2 protein-coding genes and 1 pseudogene are annotated in these 2,784 nt (G+C 73.3%); 1 reads left to right on the top strand and 2 read right to left on the bottom strand.

Annotation, left to right across the window (positions count from 1 at the left end; translation table 11 throughout):
- Positions 1–83: 83 nt before the first annotated feature.
- Positions 84–1,526, bottom strand: coding sequence for a DHA2 family efflux MFS transporter permease subunit (locus tag ACOV8S_RS24250; protein WP_448320272.1), 1,443 nt, complete (start codon positions 1,524–1,526; stop codon positions 84–86).
- A 148-nt stretch (positions 1,527–1,674) separates the two neighbouring features.
- Between ACOV8S_RS24250 and ACOV8S_RS24245 the strand changes: the two genes are divergently transcribed.
- Complete coding sequence (locus ACOV8S_RS24245) at positions 1,675–2,142, top strand: MarR family winged helix-turn-helix transcriptional regulator (RefSeq protein WP_448320270.1); 468 nt, start codon at positions 1,675–1,677, stop codon at positions 2,140–2,142.
- Between the two features lie 57 nt (positions 2,143–2,199).
- Here the strand turns inward: ACOV8S_RS24245 and ACOV8S_RS24240 are convergent.
- Positions 2,200–2,784, bottom strand: a pseudogene (locus tag ACOV8S_RS24240) (hypothetical protein); the annotation flags it as partial.

Here is a 2,784-nt window from a genome sequence, read left to right as displayed (position 1 = left end):
CGCCGCGGCACGCCGGCACGCCAGCACGCCGGCACGCCGGCACGGCGACACGGGGCACGGCGGCGGAGGCCGAGACGGCCCGCTCAGGCGTCCACGGTCTCCCGCCGCGCGGCGACGGTCCGGTCCGAGGCGGCGATCCGCGCGGCGCGGTCCGGCATCGTGAAGGCGAAGACGGCGGCGAGCGCGGAGACCACCGCCAGCACCAGGTACGCCTGCTGGAAGGCGGAGACCGGCGGATGGGCGTCGGCCCCGGTGCCGACCACCGCGGCCGAGGCCAGCACCACGGTCGCCACCGCCGGGGCGGTCGCGCCGGCGGCCTGCCGGACCACCGTGTTCAAGGTCGCGGCATGGGAGACGTCCGCCTTCCCGATGCCGGTGAACGAGGCGACCGTGGTGGGCATGAACACCCCGCCCATCGCCGCGCCCAGCAGGAACATCAGAGCGCGGAACGTCCACAGCGAGGAGTCCGCGTCCAGCCGGGAGAAGGCCACCAGTACCAGCGCGACCCCGAGCAGCCCGAAGCCGACGAGCTTGCGCGGACCGATCCGGGCGTAGAGCGGCGTGACGAGCTGCATGGTGAGCAGCACGCCGAACGCCTCGGCGAAGGTGCTGGAACCGGACTCCCAGGCACTGAGGCCCAGCCCCTGCTGCAGGAACAGCGGCCCGACGAACATCGCGCCCATGAACGCGGTGAAGCCGAGGAACGCGATCACGTTGGTGTCCCGGAACAGGCGGTCGGTGAACAGCCTCACCCGCAGCGCCGGTTCGGGCACCCGCAGCTCCACCGCCACGGCCGCCGCCAGCAGCACCGCGCCGCCGGCCAGACCGGCCACGACCGGCACGCTGCTCCAGCCCATCTCGGCGCCCTCGCTGACGCCGAACATCAGCCCGGCGGTGCCGAAGGCGGTCAGCACCAGACCGGGCACGTCCAGCCGCCCGGGGACGTGGTCGCGGTGCTCCTCGAGGAAGAGGAAGCCGAAGACGAGGACGGCGATGCCGATCGGCAGGTTGGCGTAGAACACCCAGCGCCAGGTCATGTTGTCCACCAGCCAGCCCGCGCCCATCGGGGCCAGGGCGGGCGCCACCTGCTGCGGGATGATCATGTAGCGGGAGACCTTCACCTGCTCGGACAGGCTGAAGGTGCGGTACAGCAGGGCGGCGGTGACCGGCAGCAGGATGCCGGCGGCGAAACCCTGGAGGGCGCGCCACAGGACGAGTTCGCCCAGTGACCCGGCCACGCCGCAGAGTCCGGAGGCGACGGTGAAGACGGCGAAGGCCGTCAGGACGGTGCGGCGCCCGCCGAAGCGGTCGCCGAGCCAGGCCGACAGGGGCACGGCGAGGCCGACGCAGACGGGGTAGACCACGACGACGGCGTCGAGACCCGCGGTGGCGAGTCCGAAGTCACGGCCGATGGAGGGCAGGGCGACGGTGGTGCCGGCTCCGTCCACGATGGACATGAACGCGGTGACCACACAGACGACAGGGACGACTATGCGCTGGTCGAGACGCAGCGGGCGAACGGGCATGTGCTGAGTATACTCAGTATGTGTAGGCTCAGCACATCCGTTCCGGTCGGCACGGACCGAACCGGGCCACCGGGCCCGTTCCCGCCCCGCGTGTGCGATAGGAACGGGGGCGAGAGTCGCCGACCGCCACGAGCACAGGAGCACCAAGGTGAGGAACGTCCCGGGCAGCAGTGACCCGCTGATCGACGAGCTGTTCGCGACGACCCACCGTCTGCGGCTCTTCGTCGACGGCAGGCTGGCCGAGAAGGGCACCACCGTCGCCCAGTTGCGCGCCCTGCGTTTCCTCGCCCACGCCGCCGAGCCGATGCGCATGCGCGACCTCAGCGACATGCTCGGCGTCGCCGCCCGCACGGCCACCAGCCTGGTCGACGCCCTGGAACGCGACGGTCTGGTCGTCCGCCTCCCGCACCCCACGGACCGCCGCGCCCACCTGCTCGCCCTCACCGACGCGGGCCGCGCCTGCCACCAGGAGGCCGAGGCGATGGACCGCGAGGCCCTGCGCACCGCCACCGGCGCCCTCACCTCCGAGGACCGCACCGTCCTGCGCACCCTCCTGGGCCGCGTCCGCGACACCGTCGCGGCGGCCGAGCGGGAGGGTGCCGGGCCCCGGGGGTGAGGCGGTGACCGGGGCCGACGGAGACCGGGTGCGGCCCCGTGGTCACGTGGCCCGTGGTCAGGTGCGGTCGGCCGAGAAGGTCGTGCAGTTCGCCCCGTAGACCCGCCCGTCCAGATGACCGGGGGCCGAAGGGTCGTACGCGGCCTGGAGGTCGACCGTGAGGTAACCCGGCGGCTGCTCGATCCAGTGGGTCGCCCGCAGCGTGAGCACCCCGCTCCCGAAGGTCCCCGCCACGGCGAACGACCCGCGCGGCACCGTGGGGTTGGAGGGCGCCGGGTAGAACGCGAACACCCCGGTGACACTGCCGTCCTGGTACTGCTCGACGGTGAGGACCAGGCCGGTGATGCCCTGGTTGCAGACGTAACTGCCGTTCCACCGCCCCGACAGGTCCGTCACCGCCTCCGACGGCGACGGCGACGGATCGGAGGCGGCGTCCGCAGGGGGCCCGGTGCTGGAGGAGGCGTCGTAAGGGGTGTCCGACGGCGACGGTGACGGTGACGGGGTGTCCGAAGGAGTCGGCCCGGCCTCGGGCCGCCCGTCGGACCAGGTGTCGGAGGGCGGGGCGGAGGAGCCGGAGTCCGTTCCGGAGGCCCCGCCGAACAGGGCGTCCGCCTGCCAGGCCACCAGTCCCGCCGCCAGGAC

This window comes from Streptomyces sp. CO7, assembly GCF_053474865.1.
This window is presented reverse-complemented; position numbering and strand designations above follow the sequence as displayed.